This window comes from Variovorax sp. J2L1-78, assembly GCF_030317205.1.
Classification (GTDB): Bacteria; Pseudomonadota; Gammaproteobacteria; order Burkholderiales; family Burkholderiaceae_C; genus Variovorax; species Variovorax arabinosiphilus.
The window spans coordinates 1,666,192-1,690,342 of record NZ_JASZYB010000001.1 but is presented as its reverse complement, the minus strand read 5'-3'; the positions used below and the strand labels follow the sequence as shown (position 1 = coordinate 1,690,342).

At 68.9% G+C, this 24,151-nt stretch carries 24 protein-coding genes; 14 read left to right on the top strand and 10 right to left on the bottom strand.

What is annotated here, in order from left to right; all coding sequences use genetic code 11:
- The first annotated feature begins 74 nt into the window (after window positions 1-74).
- Window positions 75-1,010 (top strand): LysR substrate-binding domain-containing protein, encoded by a 936-nt coding sequence (locus QTH86_RS08055; RefSeq protein WP_353505985.1) that lies wholly within the window; start codon window positions 75-77, stop codon window positions 1,008-1,010.
- A gap of 39 nt (window positions 1,011-1,049) precedes the next feature.
- On the opposite strand, the gene QTH86_RS08050 is transcribed toward QTH86_RS08055, so the two are convergent.
- The 5 genes from QTH86_RS08050 to QTH86_RS08030 form a co-directional block, all read right to left on the bottom strand.
- Window positions 1,050-2,030, bottom strand: coding sequence for a Bug family tripartite tricarboxylate transporter substrate binding protein (locus QTH86_RS08050; RefSeq protein WP_286645194.1), 981 nt, complete (start codon window positions 2,028-2,030; stop codon window positions 1,050-1,052).
- A 77-nt stretch (window positions 2,031-2,107) separates the two neighbouring features.
- Window positions 2,108-3,082, bottom strand: a complete 975-nt coding sequence (locus QTH86_RS08045) for a Bug family tripartite tricarboxylate transporter substrate binding protein (protein ID WP_286645195.1) — start codon at window positions 3,080-3,082, stop codon at window positions 2,108-2,110.
- Window positions 3,083-3,108: 26 nt separating this feature from the next.
- Window positions 3,109-3,873, bottom strand: coding sequence for an SDR family oxidoreductase (locus QTH86_RS08040; protein WP_286645196.1), 765 nt, complete (start codon window positions 3,871-3,873; stop codon window positions 3,109-3,111).
- Complete coding sequence (locus tag QTH86_RS08035) at window positions 3,870-4,592, bottom strand: fumarylacetoacetate hydrolase family protein (protein WP_286645197.1); 723 nt, start codon at window positions 4,590-4,592, stop codon at window positions 3,870-3,872. Before QTH86_RS08035 ends, QTH86_RS08040 begins: the two co-directional genes overlap by 4 nt.
- Window positions 4,593-4,607: 15 nt before the next feature.
- Window positions 4,608-5,561, bottom strand: a complete 954-nt coding sequence (locus QTH86_RS08030) for a 2-hydroxyacid dehydrogenase (protein WP_286645198.1) — start codon at window positions 5,559-5,561, stop codon at window positions 4,608-4,610.
- Window positions 5,562-5,691: 130 nt separating this feature from the next.
- Here QTH86_RS08030 and QTH86_RS08025 point away from each other — a divergent pair, with 130 nt between their 5' ends.
- Window positions 5,692-6,918 (top strand): citrate synthase family protein, encoded by a 1,227-nt coding sequence (locus QTH86_RS08025; protein ID WP_286645199.1) that lies wholly within the window; start codon window positions 5,692-5,694, stop codon window positions 6,916-6,918.
- On the opposite strand, the gene QTH86_RS08020 is transcribed toward QTH86_RS08025, so the two are convergent.
- Window positions 6,884-7,519, bottom strand: coding sequence for an antibiotic biosynthesis monooxygenase (locus QTH86_RS08020; RefSeq protein ID WP_286645200.1), 636 nt, complete (start codon window positions 7,517-7,519; stop codon window positions 6,884-6,886). The two genes, QTH86_RS08025 and QTH86_RS08020, sit on opposite strands and share 35 nt — an antisense overlap.
- 194 nt (window positions 7,520-7,713) lie before the next feature.
- On the opposite strand from QTH86_RS08020, the gene QTH86_RS08015 reads away from it, so the two are divergent.
- Window positions 7,714-8,853 carry an FAD binding domain-containing protein gene (locus QTH86_RS08015; protein WP_286645201.1) on the top strand — a complete coding sequence of 380 codons (1,140 nt, stop codon included), beginning with the start codon at window positions 7,714-7,716 and terminating at the stop codon, window positions 8,851-8,853.
- 12 nt (window positions 8,854-8,865) lie between these two features.
- Here QTH86_RS08015 and QTH86_RS08010 read toward each other — a convergent pair whose 3' ends face one another.
- On the bottom strand, window positions 8,866-11,403 hold the full coding sequence (locus QTH86_RS08010) for an autotransporter outer membrane beta-barrel domain-containing protein (protein WP_286645202.1): 2,538 nt from the start codon (window positions 11,401-11,403) through the stop codon (window positions 8,866-8,868).
- Window positions 11,404-12,106: 703 nt separating this feature from the next.
- On the opposite strand from QTH86_RS08010, the gene QTH86_RS08005 reads away from it, so the two are divergent.
- The 8 genes from QTH86_RS08005 (at window position 12,107) to QTH86_RS07970 (ending at window position 18,949) form a co-directional block, all read left to right on the top strand.
- Complete coding sequence (locus QTH86_RS08005; protein ID WP_286645203.1) at window positions 12,107-12,778, top strand: amino acid ABC transporter permease; 672 nt, start codon at window positions 12,107-12,109, stop codon at window positions 12,776-12,778.
- Window positions 12,779-12,793: 15 nt separating this feature from the next.
- On the top strand, window positions 12,794-13,447 hold the full coding sequence (locus tag QTH86_RS08000) for an amino acid ABC transporter permease (protein WP_286645204.1): 654 nt from the start codon (window positions 12,794-12,796) through the stop codon (window positions 13,445-13,447).
- Window positions 13,448-13,497: 50 nt separating this feature from the next.
- Entirely contained in the window at window positions 13,498-14,307 is an 810-nt protein-coding gene (locus QTH86_RS07995; RefSeq protein ID WP_286645205.1) for a transporter substrate-binding domain-containing protein, read from the top strand.
- An 18-nt stretch (window positions 14,308-14,325) separates the two neighbouring features.
- The gene (locus QTH86_RS07990) at window positions 14,326-15,102 is read left to right on the top strand and encodes an amino acid ABC transporter ATP-binding protein (RefSeq protein WP_444813609.1); all 777 of its coding nucleotides are present in this window, start codon (window positions 14,326-14,328) and stop codon (window positions 15,100-15,102) included.
- Complete coding sequence (locus QTH86_RS07985) at window positions 15,102-15,845, top strand: sugar phosphate isomerase/epimerase family protein (protein ID WP_286645206.1); 744 nt, start codon at window positions 15,102-15,104, stop codon at window positions 15,843-15,845. Before QTH86_RS07990 ends, QTH86_RS07985 begins: the two co-directional genes overlap by 1 nt.
- A 112-nt stretch (window positions 15,846-15,957) precedes the next feature.
- Entirely contained in the window at window positions 15,958-16,908 is a 951-nt protein-coding gene (locus QTH86_RS07980; protein WP_286645207.1) for a sugar kinase, read from the top strand.
- Window positions 16,905-17,894 (top strand): 2-hydroxyacid dehydrogenase, encoded by a 990-nt coding sequence (locus QTH86_RS07975; RefSeq protein ID WP_286645208.1) that lies wholly within the window; start codon window positions 16,905-16,907, stop codon window positions 17,892-17,894. Before QTH86_RS07980 ends, QTH86_RS07975 begins: the two co-directional genes overlap by 4 nt.
- Window positions 17,891-18,949 carry a LacI family DNA-binding transcriptional regulator gene (locus QTH86_RS07970; RefSeq protein ID WP_286645209.1) on the top strand — a complete coding sequence of 353 codons (1,059 nt, stop codon included), beginning with the start codon at window positions 17,891-17,893 and terminating at the stop codon, window positions 18,947-18,949. Before QTH86_RS07975 ends, QTH86_RS07970 begins: the two co-directional genes overlap by 4 nt.
- 24 nt (window positions 18,950-18,973) lie before the next feature.
- On the opposite strand, the gene QTH86_RS07965 is transcribed toward QTH86_RS07970, so the two are convergent.
- Together QTH86_RS07965 and QTH86_RS07960 are read right to left on the bottom strand one after the other, a co-directional pair.
- Entirely contained in the window at window positions 18,974-19,189 is a 216-nt protein-coding gene (locus QTH86_RS07965) for a hypothetical protein (protein WP_286645210.1), read from the bottom strand.
- 197 nt (window positions 19,190-19,386) lie between these two features.
- Window positions 19,387-19,899, bottom strand: coding sequence for an Lrp/AsnC family transcriptional regulator (locus tag QTH86_RS07960; protein ID WP_286645211.1), 513 nt, complete (start codon window positions 19,897-19,899; stop codon window positions 19,387-19,389).
- A 149-nt stretch (window positions 19,900-20,048) separates the two neighbouring features.
- Here QTH86_RS07960 and QTH86_RS07955 point away from each other — a divergent pair, with 149 nt between their 5' ends.
- Both QTH86_RS07955 and QTH86_RS07950 read left to right on the top strand, forming a co-directional pair.
- Window positions 20,049-21,065, top strand: a complete 1,017-nt coding sequence (locus QTH86_RS07955) for a 1-aminocyclopropane-1-carboxylate deaminase (RefSeq protein ID WP_286645212.1) — start codon at window positions 20,049-20,051, stop codon at window positions 21,063-21,065.
- 10 nt (window positions 21,066-21,075) lie between these two features.
- On the top strand, window positions 21,076-21,507 hold the full coding sequence (locus QTH86_RS07950) for a hypothetical protein (RefSeq protein ID WP_286645213.1): 432 nt from the start codon (window positions 21,076-21,078) through the stop codon (window positions 21,505-21,507).
- A 12-nt stretch (window positions 21,508-21,519) separates the two neighbouring features.
- Here QTH86_RS07950 and QTH86_RS07945 read toward each other — a convergent pair whose 3' ends face one another.
- Window positions 21,520-22,443: a LysR family transcriptional regulator gene (locus tag QTH86_RS07945; protein WP_286645214.1), complete on the bottom strand. Its 924-nt coding sequence runs from the start codon at window positions 22,441-22,443 to the stop codon at window positions 21,520-21,522.
- Window positions 22,444-22,616: 173 nt separating this feature from the next.
- Here QTH86_RS07945 and QTH86_RS07940 point away from each other — a divergent pair, with 173 nt between their 5' ends.
- Window positions 22,617-24,146 carry an ABC transporter substrate-binding protein gene (locus QTH86_RS07940; RefSeq protein ID WP_286645215.1) on the top strand — a complete coding sequence of 510 codons (1,530 nt, stop codon included), beginning with the start codon at window positions 22,617-22,619 and terminating at the stop codon, window positions 24,144-24,146.
- The last annotated feature ends 5 nt before the right edge of the window (window positions 24,147-24,151 follow it).

Here is a 24,151-nt window from a genome sequence, read left to right as displayed (position 1 = left end):
CGCTATGCTCGCGCCCTCCGCACTGGCTGACCAATGCTCTTTTTCTAGACTTCCATGCTTTGAAGGAACCGGCCATGACGATGAACCTGCTATGGCTGGACGACTTCCTGGTGCTCGCGGAAACAGGCAACTTCTCCCGCGCCGCGGATGAGCGCCACCTCACCCAGCCAGCGTTCAGCCGCCGAATCCGCGCCTTGGAAGAGTGGCTGGGGACGGACCTCTTCGACCGCAGCGTTCAACCTGCGAAGCTGACGGAAGCGGGCCTCTGGCTCCGGGGCGTGGCGCAGGACCTGCTCGCACAGGTCGCGCGGCTGCCGGGCGAGGCGCGCACCGTGGCGGAAGCCAACGCGAGCACGTTGCGCCTGGCCTCCACCCACGCGCTTTCGTTGACCTTTCTGCCGGGTTGGCTCAGCGGCCTCGAGGCGAGAGCCGACGTCGGGCGTATCCAGCTCGATTCGGATGTCCTGCAGCGCTGTGAATCGCTCTTGCAGCAGAGCAAGGTCCACATGGTGCTGTGCCATGCGCATGCCAAGGCGCCGGGTTTGCTGGAGGCCAGCGGCTATGCGTTCGCGACGGTCGGGAGCGACGAGATGATCCCGGTCTCTGCGGGCGATGCACAAGGGAAGGCAAGAAGCCGGCTTCCGGAGCCCCGCGCCAGCCAGGTGCCTTTGCTGAGCTACAGCGAAGCGTCAGGCCTGGGGCGCATCATGCGCGCCGTGATCGGGCACGACCTGGAGAAATTGCCGGTCCAGACCGTGTTCAGTGCGCACCTGGCGTCCGTGCTTCGGACGATGGCCCTGGAGGGGCGCGGGATTGCATGGCTGCCTCGGACGCTGATCGCCGACGACCTCGCCGCGCACCGGTTGGTGGAGGCGGCCCCGCCGCGATGGCGCATCCCGCTGGAGATTCGCCTCTACCGCGACGCCATCCGGTTGGGCAGAGCAGCCGAGGCGCTGTGGGAAGAGGCACGTCAAAAAGCAGAGACCGACCGCATGCCCGCCATAGGCTGAAAACGGCCGGGCGGAGGAGGCCACGGCGGCCTTGCGCCATCAGTCCATCCGAGCGCCCGAGGCCTTCACGGCCTGCTCCCACCGCGGCGTTTCGGTCGCCAGGAAGCGCGCGAACTCCTCGCTGCCGAGAAAGGCGGGGTCGGCCCCCTGGCTCACCATGCGCTCGCGCACGTCGGCGCTGGTCAGCACCTGCCGGAAGGCGTCGCTGAGCTTGGCGACCACGTCCTTGGGCGTGTCCTTCGGTGCGAGGAAACCGTAGAAGCCGACCACCTCGAAGCCCTTGATGCCCGACTCGATGACGGTCGGCACGTCGGGCAGGGCGGGGTTGCGTTCGCGGCTGGTCACGGCCAGCGCGCGCACCTTGCCCTGCTTGTGGTAGTTGGCCGCCTGCGGAATCGACTCGGCCATGAACTGCACCTGGCCGCCCATCAGGTCGGTGAACGCCGGCGCGCTGCCGCGGTAGGGGATGTGGACCATGAAGAGCCCGGTGGCGGTCTTGAACATCTCGGGCACCAGGTGGCTGATGCCGCCGTTGCCGGCCGAGCCGTAGTTGACCTGGCCCGGGCGCGCCTTGGCGTAGTCGACGAACTGGCGCAGGTTCTGCACCGGTAGCTTGGGCGTGACGAGCAGCGCCAGCGGCTGCATCGCCGTGCGTGCGATCGGCACGAAGTCGCGCTGCGTGTTGTAGGGCAGCTTGCTGTAGAGCGCGCCGTTGATGACGGCCACACCGGTGTTGGCCAGCATGAGCGTGTAGCCGTCGGCGGGGCTCTTGGCGACCGCGTCGGCCCCGACCGAGCCGCCCGCGCCCGGCTTGTAATCGACGATCAGCGGCTGGCCGAGCACCGCCTGCAGCTTGTCGGTCAGAAGGCGCGCGTGCTGGTCGAGCGGGCCGCCGGCCGGGAAGCCGATCACGACCTTGATCGGCTTGTCGGGGTAGGCCGCCGCGGCGGGCAGCGATGCGGCGGCGAGGCCGAGGGACAGCGTCGCGCAGATCGCGGCGCGAACGGGAAGGTGGCGCATGGTCGTCTCCATTGTTGTGGAGGCGATCATAAGGAGCGCTTGGCCGCGCCGCGGCGAAGGCGCCTAGGCCTGGCCCATCACTCCGCCGCGATGCCGGCCTCCTTGACGACCTTACCCCACTTGGCGAGGTCGGACTTGATCAGGGCCGCGTACTGCTGCGGCGTGCCGCCCTGGATCTCGATGCCGGCGGCTTCCAGCTTGGTCCGCACGTCGGGCAGCTTCAGGGCCGCGTTGATCTCGGCATTGAGCTTGGCGATGATCGCCTTGGGCGTGCCGGCCGGCGCCAGGAAGCCGCCGTTCGTGTTGGCGTCGTAGCCCTTCAAGCCCTGTTCGTCCGCGGTCGGCACGTCCGGCATCGACGATGCCCGCTTGCGCGTCGACACGGCGATGGCGCGCACGTTGCCGGCCTTGGCCTGCGACTGAATGGCACTGATCGTGTCGATGTAGAGCGCGGTGCGCCCGGCCAGCAGGTCGGGGTGCGCGGCGGAGGAGCCTTTGTAGGGCACCAGCAGCATCGGGGCGCCGCTCGCCATGCGGAACATCTCGGCCGCCATTTCCTGGGCACTGCCGCGGCCCGAGGTGGCGACCTTGGCCTGGTCCGGATTGGCCTTCATCCAGGCCACGAATTCGGGCAGCGTCTTGGCGGGAATCTGCGGATAGATGGCGAACACCAGCGGGACCTCGTGGGTGTAGACGATGGGCTCGAAGCTCGTCTCCGGGTCCCAGCCCAGGTTCTTGAACAGGTACTTGTTGATGTTGTGGCTGCCGCCCACGATGCCGATCGTGTAGCCATCGGGCACCGATTTGGCGAGGATGTCGGTGCCCAGGTTGTTGGAGGCGCCGGGGCGGTTGTCGACGACCACCGGCTGGCCCATCGCGATGGCGAGCTTGTCGCCGACCACGCGGGCCAGCGTGTCGATGGCGCCGCCCGGCGGCGCGGGCACGATGATCTTGATGGCGCGCGTCGGGTAGGCCTGGGCCGACGCCGCGTGCGGCAGCAGGGCCAGGGAGGCCGAGATGGCGAGGGCCTTGAACAGGGTGGTGAGTTTCATGTCTGTCTCCTTTGGTTGTGGGTTTCTCAGCCGCGACCGACGTAGGGCATGGCACTGGCCATCACCGTCATGGTCAGCACGTTGGCGCTGAGGGGCATCGCGGCGATGTGGCGCACCGCGTCGGCCACGTGGCGCGCGTCCATCATGGGTTCGGGCGCGGTCGTGCCGTTGGCTTGCAGCACGCCGCGCGTCATGCGTTCGGACAGCTCGGTCAGCGCATTGCCGATGTCGATCTGGCTGGCCACGATGTTGAAGGCGCGGCCGTCCAGCGCCAGCGCCTTGGTCAGGCCCAGGACGGCGTGCTTGCTGGCGGTGTAGGGCGCGGTGAAGGGGCGCGGCGTGTGTGCCGACACCGAGCCGTTGTTGATGATGCGTCCGCCCTGCGGGGACTGGCGGCGCATCAGCCCGAAGGCCGCGCGTGCGCAGAGGAACACGCCGGTCACGTTGGTGTCGATCACGCGGAACCAGGTGTCCAGCGGCAGCTCGTCCATCGGCACCGCGGGGGCATTGACGCCCGCGTTGTTGAACAGCAGGTCGAGCCGGCCGAAGGTGCGTTCGATGGCGGTGAACAGCGCCTGCACGCTGTCGGGGTCGGTCACGTCGGTGGGCACGGCCATGGCGGTCTGGCCGCGTGTTTCGGCCTCGGCCGCGAGCGCCTGCAGGGGCTCGGCGCGGCGTCCGGCCAGCACGACGGCCCAGCCGTCGTCCAGCAGGCCGAGCGCCGCGGTGCGGCCGATGCCGCTGCCTGCGCCGGTGACCAGCGCGATCTTCGGGGGGGTACTTGCGTTCAAAGGGTGTCTCCTTCTTGAAATGGTTGGCCGGGTGCCCGGCCGACGGTCATCGTGAACGCGCCGATGCCTGCGACGCCGCCGCTGACGACGTCGCCCGGCTGCAGCGCACCCACGCCAGCGGGCGTGCCGGTGAAAATCAGGTCGCCCGGTGCCAGCGCGACGGAGCGCGACAGCATCGCCACCAGCTCGGGCACCGACCACAGCAGGTCGTCCACGTCGGCGCGTTGCCGTTCGACGCCGTTCACCGCGAGCCACACGGCGCCGTGCCGCGGGTGACCGCACAGTGGCGCCGGCATCAGGGGCGTGCAGGGCGCCGAATGGTCGAAGGCCTTCGCCGGCTCCCAGGGGCCGCCGGCGCGCTTGGCCTGCTGCTGCAGGTCGCGCCGCGTGAGGTCCAGCCCCGCGGCGTAGCCCCAGAGGTGATGCGATTCCACCAGCGCCGGGTCGATGTCCCGACCGCCACGGCCGATGGCCACGACCAGTTCGATCTCGTGGCAGAAGTCGGCGGTGCCCGGCGGGTAGGGCAGCAAGCCCTGCGCAGGCACCACGGCGTCCGCGGGTTTCATGAACCAGGCCGGCATGTCCTGCGGTGGCGCTTCGTCGGCGCGCCACCGGTAGTTGCGGCCGATGCAGAACACGCGGCCCACGGGAAAGCGCGCCGTGCTGCCGGCCACGGCCAGGGTGGTCGGTGCGCGCGGAGGAAAGACGAAGTCCGTCATGGGTCGGTCGTCGGCTCAGGTCGTCAGGCTCATCGCCGGGCGCTCGCCGGCCAGCGCCTGGGCGATGCTCTCGAGCACCATCCGGCCCATCGCGGTGCGGGTCTCCCAGGTGGCGCTGGCGCGGTGGGCCTGGAGCGTCGCGTGCTCGGACCGGCGCAGCGCCAACGGAACGTGGGGCTCGTCGACGAACACGTCGAGCCCCGCCCCGGCGATGCGGCGGGCGACGAGGGCGTCGGTCAGATCGGCCTCGTTGACCAGGCGGCCGCGGGCCACGTTGACCAGGAAGCCGCGCGGGCCGAGCGCCTCGAGCACGGCCGCGTCGACGATGCCTTCGGCCTTGTCGGCGGCGGCGCACAGCACCAGTGCGTCGGATTCGCGCGCCAGATCGACGAGGGTTGGCACGAAGCCGTGCGGGACGTCGTCCATCCGGCGCAGGTCGGTGTAGCGGATCGGGCAGCCGAAGGCGGCGGCGCGCGTCGCGACGGCGCGCCCCACGCGGCCCATGCCGACGATGCCCACGCGCATGCCGCTGAAGCGGCGCGCCAGCGGGATGGCGTTGGGCTGCGGATGAAGCGGCCACTGGCCGTCGCGCACGAAGCGGTCGCCGGCGCACAGGTTGCGGCAGGCCGCGATCAGCAGGCCGATGGCCAGGTCGGCCACGTCTTCGGTCAGCGCGCCCAGCGTGGCGGTCACGGGCAGGCCGCGTTCGCGGCAGTACGCCAGGTCGACCGCGTCGGTGCCGACGCCGTTGACGGCCACGACCTTGAGCGCCGGCAGTTGCGCCAGCATCGCCTGCGAGATGCCGGTGTGGCCGCCGGTGATGACCGCATCGATGGACGCGCCGTGTTCGCGCAGCCAGGCGTCGCGCTCGGCCATCTCGAAGTACTTGTGGACGGTATAGAGCGAAGCGAGCGTGTCGTTGATCGCCGGGATCAGGATCGGGTTGAGTTGCAGGACGCGGGGCTTCATGTCGATGGTGCGAAGGGTGGCCCGCGGGTGCGGGCGGGTTGTCTCCAGGATGGGTGCATGTTAGAAATGGATTGATGAAATGGTCAATATTGACGTATAAAATCAATATATAACTCTTTACATCCGACCCATGGCTTCCTGGATTTCGATGGACGAGGTGTGCCGCCTTCTCGATGTGCGGCCCCAGACGGTGTATGCCTATGTGAGCCGCGGCAAGCTGGAGGTCATGCCCGACCCGGCCGACACGCGGCGCAGCCTGTACCGTGCCGACGACGTCGCCGGCCTCACCAGGCGCAAGAAGGCGGGCCGCAAGCACGAGACCCTGGCGGCCAACACGCTGTTCGGCTCGGAGCCGAGCATCCCCACGGCCCTGTGTTCGTTCTATCGCGGGCGCCCGTACTACCGTGGGCAGGACGCCGTGAGCCTCGCCCGCACGGCGACGCTGGAAGAGGCCGCACAGCTGCTGTGGGGCGCCGCGCAGCCGGTCGACTTTTCATCGGCCGGGGCGGCCACCTCGGCGCGCGCGGGCACGTCCGGCCGCAGTGCGGCCTTCACGGCGCTGGCCAGGCTGTCGGCCGACGGGCACTCGACCCGCGGACGTCTCACGCGCGTGCTGCACCAGGAGGGCCAGGCGCTGGTCGGCCAGTTGGCCACGGCCTTCGGCGCCCAGCCGGGTCGCCAGCCCTTGCACCTGCGCTTCGCCCAAGGCTGGAAGCAGCCGCCCGCGGTGGCCGAGTTGCTGCGCATGGCGATGGTGCTGCTGGCCGATCACGAGCTGACGAGTTCGGCCTTCGTCGCGCGCATCGCGGCGTCGACCGGCGCCTCGTTGCCGGCGTGCCTCCTGGCGGGGTTGACCACGCTCTCGGGCCCCTTGCATGGCGATGCCTCGGGCCGCGTGCAGGCCTTGTTCAGCGAAGTGGAGCGCCTGGGGGACGACAAGGTGGTGGCGCACTACCTGTCGACCGGTTCGCCCTTGGCGGGTTTCGGCCATCACCTCTATCCCGACGGCGACCCGCGCGCCGCCGCGCTGCTGGCGCTGTTCGAGCCGCCCAAGGTCATCGCGCGCTTCATCGCCAAGGTGACGGCGCTGACCGGCTTGCAGCCCAACATCGACGTGGCGCTGGCGGCCCTGGTGGCGCACCATCGCCTGCCCGTGGACGCGGCCTTCGGCCTGTTCGCCACCGCGCGCAGCGTGGGTCTGCTGGCGCACAGCCTGGAGCAACTGGGCGTGGCCCAGGTGATTCGTCCCCGCGGGCGCTACGTGGGGCCGATGCCCGATGTGCACGGCGCGGCCTCTGCCGAAGCGAGCGCCCGGTCCCCTGTCAGCGATAGAGCCAGCCGGCCACGTGCCGCGTGATGCGAGGCATCAGCACATAGGTCATCAACGCCACGACGATGGCCGAGGTGGCGAAGTGGGAGAGGTAGGTGTCGTGCAGCGCCGGCACCCAGCCGGCGAGCCATTGCACGCCCCGCGGCACGAACAGCGTGAGCGGAAAGATGACGCAGAGCGTGAGCAGGAACTGCTTGTAGCGCCGTGCCGGTTTCTGGCCCGGCCCGGGGTGGAACCAGAACTCGAGGCCGGTCACCGTCTTGACTTCTTCGTCGCTGTCGAGCATCGGCAGCACCTCGTCGAGCAGCGCATGCCGCGCGGCCGACTGGAACCAGTCGTCGGCGTGCAGCAGCGAGTCGAAGCGGATCGTGACGGTGTAGAGCGTGGAGCCCGCCGGCGGATGGATGACGTGCACGCCACGGTGACCCGGGAAGCGCTCGGCGATCGGCACGATGCGCTGGAGCCATTGCTCGTAGGCCGCGGCCGCGTCGGGCCGCACGTGGTGCCGGATCACGGCGGTGATGCTCTCGGGGCGCGGCAGGCGGCGGGCCGTCACGTCGGACAGCGTGGCGTTGCGCAGCGAGGGCTCGCGATCATCGGTGGTGGGCGTGGGGGTGTCGGCGGTCATGGTGTCTCGAGCATCGGGGGGCGACCTGACAGCGGCGCTGCAGGCGTGTTGCATCTGTAAGCGGCGCGGTCGCACCGGCACATCGCATTGAAATGCCCGCCACGCACATTGGCAAGGTCGCGGTCCCTCGTTGCCGTGCCCCAGGAGTCTGACATGCCATCGCTTCGCCAACCCTTCGCCAGGTCGAGCGCACCATGACGCGTTCGTCCTCACCCCACGCCGTCGTTGTCGGCGGTTCGCTCGGCGGCTTGCTGGCCGCCACCACGCTGCGTGCCGCCGACTGGTCGGTCGACGTCTTCGAGCGTTCGCCGAGCACGCTGGACAGCCGCGGCGGCGGCATCGTGCTGCAGCCCGATGTGCTGGCGGCGTTCCGCTTCGCCGGCGTCGCGCAGGGCGAGGCGCTGGGCGTGCGCTCGGGGGACCGCGTCTACCTGGATGCGAGTGACCGCGTGGTGCACCGGACCTTCATCCCGCAGACGCAGACCTCGTGGAACCTGCTCCACGGTGCGATGCATGCGGCGCTGCCGCCCGGCACCGTGCATGCCGGCGAGCGGCTGGTGAGCTTCCGTGAAACGGGGGGGCGCGTGACCGCGCTGTTCGACAGCGGCCGCGTGGAAAGCGCCGACCTGCTGGTGGGGGCCGACGGGTCGCGCTCGACGGTGCGCGGGCAGCTGCTGCCGGGCCACGATCCGCGCTACGCAGGCTATGTCGCATGGCGCGGCCTCGTGCCTGAATCGAAGGTATCGGCCTCGGTGGCCGCGCGGCTCGGCAACGCCTTCGTCTTCCAGCAGGGGCCCGATCACCTGCTGCTCGAGTACCTGGTGCCGGGCGAGGACGGGTCGCTGGCCGAGGGCCAGCGGCGCCGCAACTGGGTCTGGTACCGGCGGCTCGACCGCGAAGGGCTCGCGCGCCTGCTCACGGCGCGCGACGGCAGCACGCATGCACTGGCCTTGCCCCCAGGCATGGCCAAGGAGGGCGACGTGGCCGCACTGCGTCGCGATGCGCAGGCGCTGCTGGCGCCGAGCCTTCAGGCGCTGGTCCTCGCCACGGAGGCGCCTTTCGTCCAGGCCATCGTCGACCTCGGCGTGCCGCGCATGCGCTTCGGCGCCACGGTGCTGATCGGCGATGCGGCCTTCGTGCCGCGCCCGCACACGGCCGGCAGCACGGCCAAGGCGGCGGCCAATGCGCTGTCGCTGGCGCAGGCGCTGCGCCAGGGGGTGCGGCCGACCGATGACAGCTTGGCACCGTGGGAAGAGGGCCAACTGGCGCTCGGCCGCGCCATGGGTGCGGCGGGCATCGGCATGGGCAACCGCATCATGGGGCTGCGGCCCTGAGCCGCGCCTCGATCAAAAGACCCAATTCAGTCCCACCCGGAGGCCGTGGTCGCGCAGGCCGTTCCCCACCTGTCCCGCGTAGGAGGCGCTGAGCGCGAGGTTCGGGCGCAGCTGCGTTTCCACGCCGGCTTCGAGCACCGCCACGTTCCTGGCCAGCGGCACGCCCGTCAGCGTGAAGGGAACGCTGCCGCTGAAGCTGTGCGTGCTCGTGGGCGTCGTGTCGCCGAACGCATGGCGCCACCCCAGCATGCCGCGCAGGCGGGTGCTCGCGCCGGCTTGCAGGCTGCTGCGCACGCCGAGGGTCGAGAAGGTCGCCTCGGTGCTGTCGCCCTCGGCGTACAGCGCGGCCGGCCCGCCACGCTCGGAAAACGCGTCGCTCTTGAGCCGCACATGGGCCAGCCCCGCGAAGGGCTCGACGACGGCAGCTGCCAGCTGCAGCTGGTGGCCGACCTCGCCGAACACCTGCGTGATCGTGCTGTCGTCGCTGGCCTTGAGCCCGCCGACGTAGCCGGGGAAGGCCACCGAGCGGCGGGTGTCCGTGTTGTTCCAGCTCTGGCTCGCGCCCAGGCGCAGCGCCGTCGCGCCCCACTGCGTGCCGCCATAGGCGCCCAGGTGGTAGCTGTCGGTCTTGCTGCTGCTGTTGCGGGCGCTGGTGTCCGCGCTGGCGTGGCTGTAGCCACCGAGTGCACCCACACGCCAGCCGCCGGCCAGGCCGGTGTCCGCACCGACCAGGAAGCCGCCGATGTCGCGCTCGAGCTTGGCGGCATTGCCGTCGCTCGCGATGCTGCCCCAGGAGCCGAACACCTGGCCCCAGGTCGCGTGCTGCTGGCGGTCTTCCGGGACGCAGTCGGCGCCCAGCTGCGGCGGCTGGGTCGGTGCGGTGCGGGCGGTCGCGCTGCCCGGTGCGCAGCCCGCGTTGCGCAGCCGGTCGATCGCGGCTTCGCGAACGAAGCGGCTGTCCTGCAGCAGGGCCGTCTTGGTCGAGGCGTGGATGTCGGCCGACAGCTGGTTGAGCGCATCGCGTGCGGCGGCGTCGTTGGGCGACCAGATCACCGCATTGGCCACCGTGTTGCTGGCAGGCAGGCTGTCCACTGCGGCACCGACGGCCGCTTGGTTGGGCGTGCTGCCCGCATCGGCGATGCTGCGCACCTTCTCGGCGGTCAGGTAGACGTTGTTGGCGTCGTAGCTGTCCACCAGCTGCACGAAGGCGGAGGCGGACGTCGTGTCGCCGGTCAGGCTGTAGGTGCCGGCCACGCCGCCGCCAGCAGTGAGCACGGTGTAGCGGTTGCCCACGATGTAGTTGGTCGTGCCGATGCGCACGACCTGCAGCCGCGAACCGGCCCCGAGGGTAGCGCTGCCGCTCACGCGCAGCAGGTCGGAGGCCGTGGAGGCCGGGTCGACGTCGACCAGGTAGGTCGAGCCCGCCAGCTGGGTGTAGTTGCCGTTGACGCTGAGGGTGCCGATGGAGTTGCCCGGCGCGATGGTGCCGGCGATCGTCGTGCTGCCCACCGCGCCGGTGCCCTGCAGGCGCCCTGCGGCGAGCACACCCACGACGCCGTTGAGCGTGCCGTTGACCGCGAGCGTGCCGCCTTCGATGGCGGTGGGGCCGCTGAAGGTGGCGGTGTTGCCGATCACGAGCGTGCCGCCCTTGACGGTGAGCGTGTTGGCCGAGACGGTGCTGTCGAGCCGTGCGGTGCCTGAGTTCATCACGACGCCATCGATGCCGCTGATGGCATACGCCGCGCCATGCGTGAAGCTGTTCGTGCCGAGGTTGAGGTTGAGCGCGTCGGCCCCATCGCCCGTGATGTTGCCGTTGATCGAGCCGCCGGTGACGTTGACAGTGTCGGTGCCGCCGCCGAGCACGATCGCACCATTGAGCGTGCCCGCGGTGGTGATGGTGGCGTTGCCGCCGATCTCGTCGGTGCCGTCCTTGTTGAGGTCGCCGTCGCGGATCGCCACGCCGGAGGCGCCCGCATTCACGACGGCACCCGAGCCGATGTGGATCGTGCCGCCCGCGGCGGCCGAGGTGTGGAGCGCGGCACCATTGCCGCTGCCACCGGTGACGGTGCCACCGGTGATGTCCAGCGTGTAGGTGCCGTTGGTGCTCGAGGTGAGGATGCCGTCGCCATTGGCGCCGGTGGCACTGGCCGTGCCGCCGCTGATCTGCACCTGGGCCAGGCCCCCACCAGTGTGCCTCGCCGACAAGCTGTCCCCTGCCGTGGAAAGGACGGAACCGTCGCTCATGGCGATGCTGGCCGTGCCCGTGTTGTTGAGCCCCGAGATGGTCGATTGCACAGCCGTGCTGGCCGCCTGGACGGTGCCACCGGTGATCACGACGGATGCGTTGCCGGTCCCGGCGGCGCCGGATGTAGCCGCCACGATGCCCACCCCCGTGCCGGTGTTCAAGACCTGGCCGCCGCTCACCGTCACCTGGGCGTTGGAGCCCGAAGCGCCGCCGTTCACCGTCACGGTGGGGCTGGTGCCGGTCGAGGTGATGATTCCAGCGTTGATGTTGACGGCAGCGAGCCCGCCGACGGCTAGGGTGCTCACCCTCAGGGCCGAGCCCGTCGCGGTAATGCCTTGGACGCCGGTCGCGTTGATCGTCAAATTGGCGCCCGCTGGAGGTGACGCCGAACTTTGTAAGGCAACCCCTTGCGGTCCCGGGGTCACCATGCTGGGGTTGGCGAGGTTGAGCGTCAATCCGTTGGAGCCGAGGTATGTGATCCCGCCGGGATAGCTCGCGGCCGAACAGGTGACGCTGTCGTTTCCGGCGCCGTCCGCACCGCACTCGTTGGCCGCGCGCGCGGCCTGCGGCGAGGCCGCGAAAAGCGCCACCGCGAGCGCGGTGGCTGACAAGGCCACGGGCACGCGCCCTGAAGAAGATCCACCGTCCCGGTCAGCGGCGGCGTGGGCCTGTTGTCGGCCATTCCACCGCGTTGCATTGGATGATTTCATCGTGTTCCAGACTCCTCGATAGCAAGTTCTTCTGTCCGATCGCCGCAGGGCGCTCGGGACGGTTGCCGAACGCGTGACAGCACGGCGGCAACGGAATGTAACTTCTTCCCATGACACAGGCCCTGCGGTGAATGTCAAGCATTGAAAAGCGGCCGGCGCATCGCCTCGGGCTCAGACGGGGTGCGACGGCTCCGCCTGCAGGCATCTTGCCTAGCAGGGTAAACACCGATGTCGGCCTGAAACCGGTTTCATACACTGCCCAGCCCATGCATCGATCCCTGTCCGCAAGGCTTGCCCCGTGAATTACCAATTCCAGTTCGACGCGGTCTTCGCGGCCTGGCCGCTGCTGCTCAAAGGCACCTGGATCACCATCCAGCTGTCGCTCATCGCCACGCTGCTCGGCCTTGTCGTGGCCGTCTTCTGCGCCTGGGGGAAGACCTCCGGGCCGGGCTGGCTGCGCTTCATCGTCAACGCCTACATCGAGGTGATCCGCAACACGCCGTTCCTGGTGCAGTTGTTCTTTTTCTTCTTCGCGCTGCCGGCCATCGGCCTGCGCTGGTCGCCCTACACGGCGGCGCTGACGGCGATGGTGGTGAACCTCGGTGCGTACGCCACGGAGATCATCCGTGCCGGCATCGAGTCGATCCCGCGCGGCCAGATCGAGGCGGGCAGGGCGCTCAACCTCAAGCCCTGGGAAATTTTCCGCTTCATCATCATCAAGCCGGCGCTCAAGGCGATCTACCCGGCGCTCACCAGCCAGTTCATTTTGCTGATGCTGAGCTCGGCGGTGGTGTCGGTCATCTCGGCGGACGACCTGACCTCGGTCGCGGCCAACCTGCAGTCGCAGACCTTCCGCAGCTTCGAGATCTACATCGTGGTCGCCGCCATCTACCTGGTGCTGGCGATGGCCTTCTCGGGGCTGTTCAAGCTGATCTATCAGCGCACGCTCAACTACCCCGATCGTCGATAAGTCCGGAGAACACCCATGCGTACCTTCGGCTATCCCGAATTTCTCTTCATCCTCGAAGCCGCCAAGTGGACCCTGGCGCTGTCGGCCATCGCCTTCATCGGCGGCGCGATCCTCGGCCTGGTCATCGCGCTGGCCCGCACGTCGGAAAGCAAGACCGCGCGCGGCCTCGCGATGGGCTTCATCCAGATCTTCCAGGGCACGCCGCTGCTGCTGCAGCTGTTCCTGATCTTCTTCGGCGCGCCGGTGCTGGGGCTGGACATCAACCCGTGGATCGCCGCGGGCGTGGCGCTCATCCTCAACAGCGCGGCCTTCCTGGGCGAGATCTGGCGCGGCTGCATCGAGGCGATCCCGCGCGGGCAGATCGAGGCGGCGCATGCGCTCAACCTCAAGTACACCTCGCGCATGCGCGACGTGGTGCTGCCGCAGGCCTTCAAGATCGCGCTGGCGCCGACGGTCGGCTACGTGGTGCAGATCATCAAGGGCACCTCGCTGGCCGCCATCATCGGCTTCACCGAGATCACCCGCGCCGGCCAGATCATCAACAACGCGACCTTCCAGCCGCTGTACGTCTTCACGACCGTGGCCGCCATCTACTTCGCGATCTGCTGGCCGCTCTCTTTGCTGGCGGCGCGCATGGAACGCAAGCGCAACCTGGCGCTCGCACGCTGACCCCGTTTTTCATCTTTCCTGTTTCGATCCCAACCCAAGGAGACTTCGACATGACTTCGTTCAACACCACCCGCCGCAGCACCACCGCCGCCCTGGCCGCCCTCGGCCTGGGCGCCGCGCTCACCGTGTTCGCTCCCTTCGCCGCCGCCCAATCGGTGGCCGACATCAAGAAGAAGGGCGAGATCACCATCGGCATGCTGGTCGACTTCCCGCCCTACGGCACCACCAACGCCAAGAACGAACCCGACGGCTACGACGCCGACGTGGCCAAGCTGCTGGCCAAGGACTGGGGCGTCAAGGCCAACATCGTGCCGGTCACCGGCCCGAACCGCATTCCCTTCCTGCTGACCAACAAGGTCGACCTCCTGGTCGCGTCGCTGGCGGTCACGCCCGAGCGCGCGAAGCAGGTGCAGTTCTCCACGCCGTACGCGGCCGCGACCATCGTGCTGTACGGCAAGACCAGCGCCAACATCAAGTCCGGCGCCGACCTGAAGGGCCAGCGCATCGGCGTCGCCCGTGCGTCGACGCAAGACGTCGCCGTGACCAAGGCTGCACCGGAAGGCACCGAGATCCGCCGCTTCGACGATGACGCATCGGCCATGCAGGCGCTGATGTCGGGCCAGGTCGACGCCATCGGCTGCTCGCTCACCGTCGCCGCGCAGATCGCCAAGCGCGTGCCGCCGAACACCTTCGAGAACAAGTTCAACCTGGTGCAGCAGGCCATGGGCATCGCCATGCGTCCGGGCCAGGACGAGCTGACCAAGGCCGTGAACGACTTCGTGGCGAAGAACACCGCCAACGGCGAACTCAACAAGCTCTATCAAAAGTGGCTGGGCGCCGACCTGCCCAAGCTGCAGTAAGCACCTGATGGAACACCCATGACCGACGCAGTGACGACGAACGGCGCCGAGCCCATCATCCGCCTCGAGGCGGTGAACAAGTGGTACGGCGAATTCCAGGTGCTGACCGGCATCGACCTCGCGGTGCGCGCGGGCGAGCGCATCGTGATCTGCGGCCCGTCGGGCTCCGGCAAGTCGACGCTCATCCGCTGCATCAACCGGCTCGAGACGGTGCAGAAGGGCCGCATCGTGGTCGACGGCATCGACCTCACCGCGGGCGGCAAGAACGTCGACGCGGTGCGTGCCGAGGTCGGCATGGTGTTCCAGCAGTTCAACCTGTTCCCGCACCTCACGATCCTGGAGAACTGCACGCTGGCGCCAATGCGTTCGCGCGGCATGACGAAGGCAGAGGCCGAAGAGGTGGCGATGAAGTACCTCACGCGCGTGCGCATTCCGGAGCAGGCGAAGAAGTACCCGAGCCAGTTGTCCGGCGGCCAGCAGCAGCGCGTGGCGATCGCGCGCGCGCTGTGCATGACGCCCAAGATCATGCTGTTCGACGAGCCCACGTCGGCGCTCGACCCCGAAATGGTCAAGGAAGTGCTCGACACCATGATCTCGCTGGCCGAAGACGGCATGACCATGCTGTGCGTGACGCACGAGATGGGCTTCGCCCGCAGCGTGGCCGACCGCGTGATCTTCATGGCCGACGGCAAGATCGTCGAGCAGGCGCCGCCGACCGAGTTCTTCGGCAACCCGAAGAACGAGAAGACCCGGCAGTTCCTCGGCCAGATCCTGTCGTCGCACCAGGCGCACTGATGGCTTCGATTCCCGTATTGATCTCGCTGTCGTCCTTCGGCGCGGCCGAGGTGGGCCGGCACGGCCAACTCTGGTGCGCCGAACTGGCGCGGGCCGCCGGTGCCGATTCGGTCGAGGTGCGCGGCGAGCTGCTGCGTGACCCGGTGGCCGAACTGCCTGCACTCGCTGGCCACGCCTCGGTCTACAGCAGCCCCGAGGGCCTGTGGGCCGAAGGCGGCTGGCTCGACAACGCGGCCCTGCAGCGCGGCATCGCCGCAGCGACGACGCTCGGCGCCAAACGGCTGAAGATGGCGATCGGCGACTTCCGCGCGTCCTCGCACGGCTCGCTGTGGGGCCTGAAGGTGGCGCTGGCCGAAACCCGCATCGAGCTGCTGATCGAGAACGACCAGACCGTTTCCGCCGGCACCCTGCCTGCGCTGCAGACCTTCTTCGACGTGGCCGACCGCGCCGGCGTGAACCTGGGCATGACCTTCGACATGGGCAACTGGCATTGGTTGGGCGAGTGCCCGCTCGAAGCGGCCAAGGCGCTGGGCCACCGCGTGCGCTATGTGCACTGCAAGGGCGTGCAGCGGCTGCCCGCCAAGTGGGTGGCCGTGCCGCTCGCCGAGTCGGCGGCGCCCTGGCGCGCCGTGCTGCGCGCGCTGCCGGCCGATGTGCCGCACGCCATCGAGTACCCGCTGATCGGCGACGACCTGCTGGCCGTCACGCGGCAGCAGATCGACATCATCCGCGCCGCTCGATGACCACCCCCGAAACTCCCCCACTGCGTGTGGGTCGTCTCCCCCTCAAGGGGGCACACCCAGACGCCCGGCGGAGCCGGTTCGTCGGGTGTCCGCGAACAAGACAGGCCCTCCTATGACGAATATCACTTTTGACGTCGCCCTGTTCGGCGAAGCCATGCTGCTGCTGGTGGCCGACCGGCCCGGCCCGCTGGAGGACGCGCAGTCCTTCCACAAGCGCACCGCCGGTGCCGAGACCAACGTGGCCATCGGCCTGTCGCGTCTCGGCCTCAAGGTGGGTTGGGCCAGCCGGCTGGGCACCGACTCGATGGGCCGCTGCCTGCTTGCCACGATGAAGGCCGAGGGCATCGACTGCTCGCACGTCATCTGCGACGCGACGCAGAAGACCGGCTTCCAGTTCAAGGGCCGCGTCACCGACGGCAGCGACCCGCCGGTCGAATACCACCGCAAGGGCTCGGCCGCGAGCCAGATGACGGTCGACGACGTCGACGTGGGGTGGCTCACGTCCGCGCGCCACCTGCACGCCACCGGCGTGTTCGCGGCCATCTCGGCGACCACGTTGCCGGCCGCGATCAAGACCATGGACGTGATGCGCGCCGCCGGCCGCACCATCTCCTTCGACCCCAACCTGCGCCCGACGCTGTGGGCATCCACCGACGCCATGCGCACCGCCATCAACGACCTCGCCTCGCGTGCCGACTGGGTGCTGCCGGGCATGGAAGAGGGCCTGCTGCTCACCGGTGAGACCACGCCCGAAGGCGTCGCGCAGTTCTACCGAAAGCTCGGCGCCAAGCTGGTCGTCGTCAAGCTCGGTGCCGAGGGCGCGTACTACGACAGCGACACGGCCGGCACCGGCCGCGTGCCGGGCTTTCCGGTGAAGGAAGTCATCGACACCGTGGGCGCCGGCGACGGTTTCGCAGCCGGCGTGGTCAGCGCCCTGCTGGAGGGCCGCAGCGTGCCCGACGCGGTGCGCCGCGGCAGCTGGATCGGCGCGCGCGCCGTTCAGGTGCTGGGGGACACCGAAGGCCTGCCGACGCGGGCGCAACTGGAGGAGGCCGGGCTGTGACCGCATCGAGCAAGAAGAACGTCGTCGTCTTTCGCGAACTTCCGCCCGACCAGCTGGCGCGCCTGCAGGCCGCGCACCATGTGGTCGTGGCCGACCCGAAGCGCGACCTCGCGGCCTTCCAGGCGGCGCTGCCGACCGCGCACGGGCTCATCGGTTCGAGCTACCCGGTCGATGCCGCGCTGCTCGACCGCGCGCCGCAGTTGGAAGTGATCTCCAGCGTGTCGGTCGGCGTCGACAACTACGCGCTGGCCGAGCTTCACACGCGTGGCATCGTGCTGTGCCACACGCCCGGCGTGCTCGACGAGACGGTGGCCGACACGGTGTTCGCGTTGCTGATGGCGACCAGCCGCCGCGTCGTCGAGCTCGCCAACCTCGTGCGCGAAGGCCGCTGGGACAAGAACATCGGCGAAGACCTGTTCGGCTTCGACGTGCATGGCAAGACCATCGGCCTGCTGGGCTTCGGCCGCATCGGGCAGGCAATTGCCCGCCGTGCGGCGCTCGGCTTCGGCATGCCGGTGCTGTACCACGCGCGCCGGCCGGTCGACCTGGCCGCGCAAGCGCCGGAACTGCAGGGCCACGCAACCCACACCCCGCTGAACGACCTGCTGGCACGCGCCGACTTCGTGGTCGCGATGCTGCCCTTGTCCGATGCGACGCGCGGGATGATCGATGCCCAACTCTTCGCCGCGATGAAGCCCGGCGCCGTCTTCATCAACGGCGGCCGCGGCGCCACGGTGAACGAAGCCGCGCTGCTCGCCGCGCTCGACAGCGGCCACCTGCGCGCCGCCGGCCTCGACGTGTTCGCCAAGGAGCCGCTGCCGATGGACTCGGCGTTGCGCACGCACCCGCGCGTCACGCCGTTGCCGCACATCGGCTCCGCGACGCACGAGACGCGCCATGCGATGGCCGAGCTGGCCACCACCAACCTGCTGCAGGCGCTGGCCGGCGAAAGGCCGGCCGCCGTCTACGACACGGCGGCCGTGTGAGCACCCGCGCGCCGCGCCCCAAGCCCGCCGGCCAGCGGGCCACCATCGCCGACGTGGCGGCGGCCGCGGGCGTGTCGAAGGCGACGGTGTCGCGTTTCTTCAACCACCGCGAGCGCCTGCTGAGCCCCGACATCGCGGCGCGCGTCGAAGCGGCCATCGCCATGCTGGGCTACTCGCCGAGCCCCATGGCGCAGGCGCTCAGCCGCGGCAAGTCGCGCCTCATCGGCCTCATCGTCGCGGACATCACCAACCCCTATTCGGTGGCCGTGCTGCGCGGTGCCGAGAAGGCCTGCCAGGACGCTGGCTACCTCGTGATGCTGTTCAACCTCGGCAACGAGAGCGGGCGCGAGCGCGAGGCCATCGATGCGCTGGCCGGCTACCAGGTCGACGGCTTCATCCTCAACACGCTGGGCCGCGGTGCCGGCGTGGTCGATGCGGTGGCGCTGCACGGCAAGCCCGCGGTGCTGGTCGACCGGCGCCATGCCGGCATGCATGCGGACTTCGTCTCGCTCGACAACGCCGGCGCGATGGCGCAGGTCTGCGAGCATCTTCTCGACGGCGGCTGGCACGAGCTGCTCTACATCACCGAACCGCAGAAGGGCGTGAGCACCCGCCGCGAGCGGACTGCCGCCTTCCACGACTGCGTGGCCGCCCACGCACCGCAGGTCAAGGGCGACGTCTTCGAGAGCGAAGAGGGCGACACCGCGGGCCTGGAAGCAGCGCTGCGGGCCCTGCACCAGCGCGCCAGGCGCGGGCGGCGCCAGGCGGCGGTGATCGCGGGCAATGCGGTGGTGACCTTGCGCGTGGCGGCAGCGATGACGCAACTGGGCTGGCACTTCGGCCGCGAGCTGGGCTTCGTCGGCTTCGACGATCCCGAATGGGCACCGCTCATCGGCCCCGGCCTCACGACGCTGGCGCAGCCGACCGACGAGATCGGGCGCGCTGCGGCCGGCTGCCTGATCGAGCGCCTCCGCGGGCTCGAAGGCGCAGCGCGCCAGCGGCTGTTGCCCGGCGAACTCGTGGTGCGTGGGTCGTCTTCCTTGCACGCGACATAGCGTCGCGCCATCGCGCCGCCGGCATCAGAAACTCGGCGCAGGGGCGGACGCTTCGCCGGTATTCTTGAGCCGCTGCTCCGCCTCGGCGAACACGTCCCCGATGTAGGCGGCGCTCGCCACCAGCACGGCTTCGGTGCTGGCGATCGGCGGCGGGACATCCCAGAACAGCGAGGTCGGCGGCTTGTTCTGCGGGCCGCAGGCGGCGAGTGCGGCGCCGAACGCGAGGATGGACAGGGCCATGGGGAAAGAGCGATTGGACATGAGGGCTACCAGGTTTGCGTGGCCCTGCGAGACAAGTTGGATACGGTGCGGGGCCGGGCGCCGATGGTCCGCGAAGCACGTGGCCTCCACCAGACCACGGAAGGCCTATGGCCGCTGAGGTACGGCGCTTGTCGTACGGCCGATCGACGTGAGCGTGGTGCATGGAACCGTGCGCGCTACACCGTCAGTTGCGTGGTCGACAGCACCTCCTTGAGCACCATGAAGCTGCGCACCTGCCGCACGCCCGGCAGGTAGAGCAACTGCTCGGCATGCAGCCGGTTGAAGCTCTCGTGGTCGCGCGTGCGCAGCATCATGAAGTAGTCGAACTCGCCGGTCACCACATGGCATTCGAGGCAGCCGGAGACCTTCTGCACGGCCTTCTCGAAGTCGGCGAAGGACTCGGGCGTGGAGCGGTCGAGCACCACGCCGATCATCACCAGCATGCCGGCGTCGAGCGCGCGCGGCTCCAGCAGCGCGACGATGCCGCGGATCATGCCCATGGCCTTGAGGCGCTCCACGCGGCGCAGGCAGGCCGGCGCACTCAGGTTGACCTTGGCCGCCAGCGCGACGTTGGAGACCGATGCGTCGCGCTGCAGCGCACGCAGGATGGCCCGGTCGGTGCGGTCCAGCGTGTCTTTCAGGGACGCCGCGGTGGTGGCGCTTTGGGTTTGGCGTTTTGTTGCGCGCATCGTCGAAACCTTGAAATTAAAAGACGAGAGATGGATTCTGACGGCAGATCCGTTCGGTGAAGGCGACTCATTTTGCAACCCTGTGGCGCGGCCTATTTCCTAAGATCGATTCACACATTTGCTGTTGAACGCACCGAGGACCACACGCCATGAATCTGCAGAAATTCCCCCGCTATCCGTTGACCTTCGGCCCGACGCCCATCCAGCCGCTCAAGCGGCTGAGCGCCCACCTCGGCGGCAAGGTCGATCTCTATGCCAAGCGCGAGGACTGCAACAGCGGCCTGGCCTTCGGCGGCAACAAGACGCGCAAGCTCGAGTACCTCATCCCCGAGGCGCTCGAAGGCGGCTACGACACGCTGGTGTCGATCGGCGGCATCCAGTCGAACCAGACGCGCCAGGTCGCGGCGGTGGCGGCGCACCTGGGCCTCAAGTGCGTGCTGGTGCAGGAGAACTGGGTGAACTATTCCGATGCGGTGTACGACCGGGTCGGCAACATCGAGATGTCCCGCATCATGGGCGCCGACGTGCGCCTGGACGCCGCGGGCTTCGACATCGGCATCCGCAAGAGCTGGGAGGACGCGATGGAAAGCGTGCGCCAGGCCGGCGGCAAGCCCTTCCCGATTCCGGCGGGCTGCTCCGAGCATCCGAGGGGCGGCCTGGGCTTCGTGGCCTTCGCCGAAGAGGTGCGCCAGCAGGAGGCCGAGCTCGGTTTCAAGTTCGACTACATCGTGGTCTGTGCCGTCACCGGCAGCACGCAGGCCGGCATGGTGGTTGGCTTCGCCGCCGACGGCCGCGCCGACCGCGTGATCGGCATCGATGCCTCGGCCAAGCCGGAGAAGACCTACGAGCAGGTGCTGCGCATCGCGAAGAACACGGCCGAGCTGGTCGAGCTCGGGCGCGACATCACCGAGAAGGACGTGGTGCTCGACACCCGCTTCGGCGGCCCGGAGTACGGCCTGCCCAGCGAGGGCACCTTGGAGGCGATCCGCCTGAGTGCGCGCTTCGAAGCCATGCTGACCGATCCCGTTTACGAGGGCAAGTCGATGCACGGGATGATCGAGAAGGTGCGCCTCGGCGAGTTCCCGCCGGGCTCGAAGGTGCTGTATGCGCACCTGGGCGGCGTGCCGGCACTGAGCGCCTACAGCTTCATCTTCCGCAACGGCTGAGAACGTGCGAATGAACCTGCTGCAGCACGCCCCCATCGCGTCGGGTCGGCGCATGCAGTGGGTCTGTGGCACCGAGGTCGTCGACGAGGCCTTGGCCGTTGCGGCCGAGCTGGCGCGCTCGTACGGCATCGGCGTCGATCTCTGGCGCATCGACGACTGGGCGGGCATGGCGCAGGACGGCATCGCCTGCGAGCGGCGCTGGCGGGAAGGCGACGGCGCCGCGGTCGTCAGCCGCTTCGAGCAACTGATGGCGCCGACGCAGGGCCCGATCCTCGCCATCACGCGCGGTCCGCGTGACCTGCCCGAAATGCTGCGCGCCTTCGCACCCGCGGGGCGGCGCTATCTCAGCCTGACCGGGTCGGACGTCGACGCACTGCGCGCGACCGCGCTGCGCCTGGACGTCGAGACCGACATCGAGTGGGCGAAGCTCGCCTCCATCTAGGGCCTGTTGTCGCTATCCCGCGAGCTGTGTTCGGAGGTAATCCAGAAAGGCCTGCGCCGTGCGTGACAGCGTGCGGCCCACGAGCGTCTGTACCTCGATGTTGCGCAGGTCCAGGCCACGGTCCTTCAGCGGCATGGCCACCAGTTCGCCGCGCTCGATCGGTTCGCGCACCGATATCTCGCCACAGATCGTGATGCCCAGGGGCGCATGGCGCAGGAAGCCCAGCAGGCTGGCGATGTAGCTGCTGGTGAGCACCGGCTCGACGGGCAGCCGCTGCCGATGACAGGCGATGTCGAACAGCTGGCGCACCGTCGTGTCCGGCTCCGGCAGGGCGAGCGGGTAGGGCACCAGCTGCCGCAGGCTGATCTGCTTGAAGCGCACCAGCGGGTGCGTGGGCTGCATCACCGCCATCACGGGCGAAGGCTGCAGGTGTTCGACCTTGATGTCCTTCTCCGCGCCGCGGCTCATGACGAAGCCGATGTCGGCATCGCCCATCAGGATGCGCCGGGTGCAGTCGGCCGGCGGGTGCACGCCCAGGTGGAACTGGATGCCGGGATGCTGCGCCACGAAGTCGCTGATCACGCGCGGCAGGAACTCCATCGAAAAGCCTTCCGTGGCCACGAGGCGCACGCGGCCGCGCTGCATGCCCTGCAAGGCCTGCACGTCGCCCACCACCCGCTCTGCGTCGTGCGCCGAGCGGATCGCATGCACCGCGAGCAGTTCGCCCGCCGCGCTCGGCACCATGCCGCGCGCATGGCGGTCGAACAGGCTCACCTCCAGCAGCGCTTCCAGCTGCGCGATGTGCCGGCTGATGGCCGAGCTGGCGACGTTGAGCCGCGTCGAGGCCTCGCTGATCGAACCGCAGCGGACGACTTCCAGGAAGTAGCGCAGGGCGGTGTCCTGCAGTTGGCGGGCGACGAGTTGGGAGGTGGCCATGGGAGAAGGAAGTGTGTCGGTGCCTGGTCTTCGGAGCGATGGTCGAGCGTTGCCTTTTCTGGATCGCTCACGTCGAAATTCTGTAAGGCCTGAAACGCTGTCGAGGCGCCATTCTTGCAATTGTTCGAGCGATCCGGTTCAACTTTTCGTCAACGTATTGCAAGGAGCTTGTCATGGGGCATCTATCCACCACGCTGGTGCGACGCGCACTTCTGTCGATCGCGCTGGCCGCCACAGCGGCCGCGCACGCCGGCAAGGCCAACGACACCCTCACCTACGCGTCCGACAGTGAGGTCGACAACGTGAGCCCGTACCACAACAACATGCGCGAAGGCGTGATCCTGGCCGCGATGGCCTGGGACACGCTGATCTACCGCGACACGAAGACCGGCGAATTCAAGCCGCAGCTCGCCACCGCGTGGAAGTGGGATTCGCCCACTGCGCTGAACGTCACGCTGCGCCAGGGCGTGACCTTCCAGAACGGCGACAAGTTCACGGCGGACGATGTGGCCTATACCTTTAATGAAGTCACCGGTCCCGACGCGAAGATCGCCACACGGCAGAACACCGACTGGATCAAGAACGTCGAGAAACTGGGCGACTACCAGGTGCGCATCCACCTCAAGACACCGTTCCCGGCCGCGCTCGAATACCTCTCGGGCCCGACGCCGATCTACCCTGCGGCGTACTTCAAGAAGGTGGGGCTCGAGGGCTACAGCAAGGCGCCGATTGGCACCGGCCCGTACAAGATCACGGCCGTCACGCCGGGCCAGGGCGTGACGATGGTCAAGAACACCGCCTACTTCAAGGACAGCCCGATCGGCCAGCCGAAGATCGGTAACGTGAAGTTCGTCGTCATCCGCGACCCCGAGGCGCGCATGGCCCAGCTGATGACCGGTGCGGTCGACTGGATCTGGCGCGTACCGGCCGACCAGGCCGAGTCGCTCAAGGCCGCGCCCAACCTCTCCGTGCTCAGCGGCGAGACCATGCGCGTCGGCTTCGTCAGCATGAACAACAACGGCACCACGCCCGAGTCCACGCCCTTCAAGGACGTGCGCGTTCGCCAGGCGGTGAACATGGCGATCAACCGCAAGGGCCTGGCCGACAGCCTGGTGCGCGGCGGCAGCCAGCCGGTGTATGCGACCTGTTTCCGTACGCAGTACGGCTGCGAAACCGGCAAGGTGGTGAAGTACCCGTACGACCCGGCCAAGGCGAAGGCGCTGCTGGCCGAAGCCGGCTTCCCCAACGGCTTCGACACCGACCTCTGGGCCTACCGCGAGCGCGACTATGCGGAAGCCATGATCGGCGACCTGCGCAAGATCGGCATCCGCGCACGGCTGCATTTCGTGCAGTACCCGGCGCTGCGCAACGAGGTCCGCTCCGGCCGGGCACCGCTGACCTTCCAGGCCTGGGGTTCGTTCTCGATCAACGACGCCTCGGCCTTCGCCGGCAACTTCTTCAAGGGCGGCCCGGACGACACCGCCAAGGACCCGCAGACCATCGCGCTCTTGCAGACGGCGGACGCCACCGTCGACAAGGCCGAACGCACCGCCAAGTACGCGCAGGCGCTGCAGCGCATCTCGGAGCAGGCCATGTGGGCGCCGCTCTTCTCGTACTCGACCAACTACGCGTTCACGTCGGACCTGAAATTCGACGCCCAGCCCGACGAGTTGCCGCGCTTCTTCGCGGCCAGCTGGAAGTAAGGCAC